The sequence below is a fragment of the Pantoea sp. CFSAN033090 genome, from assembly GCF_001264395.1.
Classification (GTDB): Bacteria; Pseudomonadota; Gammaproteobacteria; order Enterobacterales; family Enterobacteriaceae; genus Pantoea; species Pantoea agglomerans.
Genome location: NZ_LGYX01000047.1, coordinates 1 through 3219, shown reverse-complemented (window position 1 = coordinate 3219; position 3219 = coordinate 1). Strand labels below are relative to the sequence as shown.

Annotated in this window: 4 protein-coding genes and 2 pseudogenes; 4 read left to right on the top strand and 2 right to left on the bottom strand. The window is 53.5% G+C overall.

Annotated features, from left to right (window positions below; genetic code table 11):
* The 4 genes and pseudogenes from AFL22_RS22965 to lipA all read left to right on the top strand — a co-directional run.
* A pseudogene (locus AFL22_RS22965) lies at window positions 1–351 on the top strand (serine-type D-Ala-D-Ala carboxypeptidase); the annotation flags it as partial.
* Between the two features lie 100 nt (window positions 352–451).
* Window positions 452–715: a DUF493 family protein YbeD gene (gene ybeD, locus AFL22_RS22960; protein ID WP_003854030.1), complete on the top strand. Its 264-nt coding sequence runs from the start codon at window positions 452–454 to the stop codon at window positions 713–715.
* Window positions 716–795: 80 nt separating this feature from the next.
* Complete coding sequence (gene lipB, locus AFL22_RS22955; RefSeq protein WP_029519432.1) at window positions 796–1455, top strand: lipoyl(octanoyl) transferase LipB; 660 nt, start codon at window positions 796–798, stop codon at window positions 1453–1455.
* A gap of 169 nt (window positions 1456–1624) precedes the next feature.
* Entirely contained in the window at window positions 1625–2590 is a 966-nt protein-coding gene (gene lipA, locus AFL22_RS22950; protein WP_010258979.1) for a lipoyl synthase, read from the top strand.
* A gap of 112 nt (window positions 2591–2702) precedes the next feature.
* On the opposite strand, the gene tatE is transcribed toward lipA, so the two are convergent.
* Both tatE and AFL22_RS22940 read right to left on the bottom strand, forming a co-directional pair.
* A complete protein-coding gene (gene tatE, locus AFL22_RS22945) occupies window positions 2703–2906 on the bottom strand; it encodes a twin-arginine translocase subunit TatE (protein ID WP_010671272.1) in 204 nt (67 codons plus the stop codon).
* A gap of 92 nt (window positions 2907–2998) precedes the next feature.
* Window positions 2999–3219, bottom strand: a pseudogene (locus tag AFL22_RS22940) (amino acid ABC transporter ATP-binding protein); the annotation flags it as partial.

The window sequence follows — 3219 nt, the reverse complement described above, 5'->3', positions numbered from 1 at the left end:
GGCTTCCGTTTCTTTGAAACCGTGGCGCCACTGAAAGCGGGCAAAGAGTTCGCCTCTGAGCCAGTCTGGTTCGGCGATAACGACCGTGTGCAGCTGGGCGTGGAAAAAGATGCTTACCTGACCATCCCACGTGGCCGCATGAAAGATCTGAAAGCCAGCTATGTGCTGACCAACACGGAACTGCATGCACCACTGAAGAAAAATCAGGTGGTCGGCAGCATCAACTTCCAGCTGGATGGCAAGACTATCGAACAGCGTCCGCTGGTGGTACTGAACGAGATCTCTGAAGGAGGTTTCTTTGGCCGTATCGTTGATTACATCAAGCTGATGTTCCATCACTGGTTCGGTTAAGCGTGGCGGGTGATTGAAAAATCACCCCTTCGCCCCCATTACACGATATTATGTTGCTCCCGCTCAGGCGGGAGCCTGTTTTTTATGCACCGGAGTTAATATGAAAACCAAACTGAATGAGCTGCTCGAATTTCCTACCCCATTTACCTACAAAGTAATGGGTCTGGCACAACCGGAGCTGGTTGATCAAGTGGTTGAAGTGGTGCAACGCCATGCGCCAGGCGACTACAGCCCTGAAGTTAAGCCGAGCAGCAAAGGCAACTATCACTCCGTCAACATCACTATCACCGCCACCCACATCGAGCAGGTAGAACGCCTGTACGAAGAGCTGGGCAACATCGAAATTGTGCGGATGGTACTGTAATTTACGGGTCGGCAAGGCGCCTCTGCCTGACGGTTTGCCGACGTTATCCTCAGCGTTATTTCCTTTAGCGGGCTATCGTTTTGTCAGTTGAAACTCTTCTTGTCCGCCAGTCAGGTCTGCGCGACTGGCAATCTGTCTCCGACGCCATGCATCACTATACCGACCAGCGCAACGACCAGAGTCGTGATGAAATCTGGCTGGTTGAACATCCTCCGGTCTTCACTCAGGGGCAGGCGGGCAAAGCAGAGCATCTGCTGATGCCAGGCGAAATCCCGGTGGTGCAGAGTGACCGCGGGGGTCAGGTCACCTATCACGGGCCAGGACAGCAGGTGATGTACGTCCTGATCGATGTGAAACGCCGTAAGCTCGGCGTACGCCAGCTGGTGACCATTCTGGAAGAGACGGTTATCGCCACCCTGGCAGAGTTTGGCGTCAGCGCCCGCGCCCGTGCTGATGCACCTGGCGTCTACGTCGGGGAAGAGAAGATCTGCTCACTGGGATTACGCATCCGTAAAGGCTGCTCGTTTCACGGTCTGGCGCTGAATGTTGCTATGGATTTGTCGCCCTTCCTGCGCATCAATCCCTGTGGTTACGCCGGCATGAGCATGACCCAGTTGAAAAATTTCCAGCCAGAGGTGACGACGGAGCAGGTACACTCTCCGCTGGTCAGCGCGTTTGCGCGGCTGTCAGGTTATGAAAATGTTGAATGGATTTCAGGGGATCTCCCTGTTAAACCTTAACGCAGAATGCGAATTTACAAATATGTAACTTATCCGCGCTGACTGTGGCTGCTTCGCAGGCGATGTGATGATATAATTTTTGCACTTTTTTCAAATAAAGTTGAAAGCAGCCTTCCCGGTTTGAGTGGGAACGCTTTCAAATCGCAATCCGACCGGAACCTGCTGATTTATGAGTAAACCAATTCAGATGGAACGCGGCGTCAAATATCGTGACGCAGACAAAATGGCGCTGATCCCGGTGAAAACCGTGGCTGTTGAACGGCAGGAGATGTTGCGTAAGCCGGAATGGATGAAAATCAAGCTGCCAGCTGACTCCAGTCGTATTCAGGGCATTAAAGCCGCGATGCGTAAAAACGGGCTGCACTCAGTCTGTGAAGAGGCATCCTGCCCTAACCTCGCCGAATGCTTCAACCACGGCACCGCCACCTTTATGATCCTTGGCGCAATCTGTACCCGTCGTTGTCCGTTCTGCGATGTGGCACATGGCCGCCCCAATGCCCCTGACGCTAACGAACCCGCTAAACTGGCGCAGACGATTGCCGATATGGGCCTGCGCTACGTGGTGATCACCTCGGTTGACCGCGATGATTTGCGTGATGGTGGCGCACAGCACTTTGCCGACTGCATCAGCGCGATTCGCGAAAAAAATCCGACGATCAAAATCGAAACGCTGGTGCCGGACTTCCGTGGCCGTATGGATCGCGCGCTGGAGATTCTTACCGCGACGCCACCGGATGTGTTTAACCACAATCTGGAAAACGTACCGCGAGTCTACCGCCAGGTGCGTCCGGGCGCGAACTACGAGTGGTCACTGAAGCTGCTTGAACGTTTCAAAGAGGCACATCCTCACATCCCGACAAAATCGGGTCTGATGGTGGGCCTGGGCGAAACCAATGCCGAAATCGTTGAAGTGATGCGCGATCTGCGTCGCCATGGTGTCACCATGCTGACGCTGGGCCAGTATCTGCAGCCGAGCCGCCACCACCTGCCGGTTCAGCGCTACGTCAGCCCGGCTGAGTTCGATGAGATGAAAGAAGAAGCGATGGCGATGGGCTTTACCCATGCCGCGTGCGGTCCGTTTGTCCGCTCTTCCTATCATGCGGATATGCAGGCCAAAGGCGAAGAAGTGAAATAAGCACGCTTTTGCTTCAGGAAGCCCGAAAAACAAAAAACCAGACTGGAGACAGTCTGGTTTTTTTATCTGTGCCTGAAATAAAAAGTAACAGTTATTTGCAGCAAATAACCGATTAATCTTTATGAACGACGCGTTCTGCCGGCACGTCTTCAGCCGCAGTTCGGGTTGCGCTGGTATCTTCATCTTTCATGGCTTTTTTAAAGCCCTTGATTGCGGAGCCCAGATCGCCACCCAGTGAGCGCAACTTGTTGGTACCAAAAAGCAGTACGATAAGCGCACCGATAATCAGCAGCTTGGCAATACTGATACCTTCCATATTTAACCTTTCAACTTTATCGAATCACGGTGACTGATATTTACGCGCAGTTTGCCTGCGGCGACAACTGGAATCTGTAACAGAGTAAGATCTCAGATGAAGCGACTCAGGAACGCCTGGGTGCGCGGATGCTGTGGATTCGCGATCACCTCTTCAGGCGTGCCCTGCTCCACCACCACACCCCCATCCATAAAGACCACGCGATCGGCGGCTTCCCGCGCAAAGCTAATCTCATGAGTCACCACGATCATCGTTAATCCCTGGTCGGCCAGGGTACGCATGGTCGCCAGCACTTCGCCCACCAGTTCCGGAT

What these genes read in the sequence shown, in the direction of transcription:
- ybeD (WP_003854030.1), top strand. Translation starts at nt 452, where the DNA reads ATGAAAACCAAACTGAATGAGCTGCTCGAATTTCCTACCCCATTTACC.
- lipA (WP_010258979.1), top strand. Translation starts at nt 1,625, where the DNA reads ATGAGTAAACCAATTCAGATGGAACGCGGCGTCAAATATCGTGACGCA.
- tatE (WP_010671272.1), bottom strand. Translation starts at nt 2,906, where the DNA reads ATGGAAGGTATCAGTATTGCCAAGCTGCTGATTATCGGTGCGCTTATC.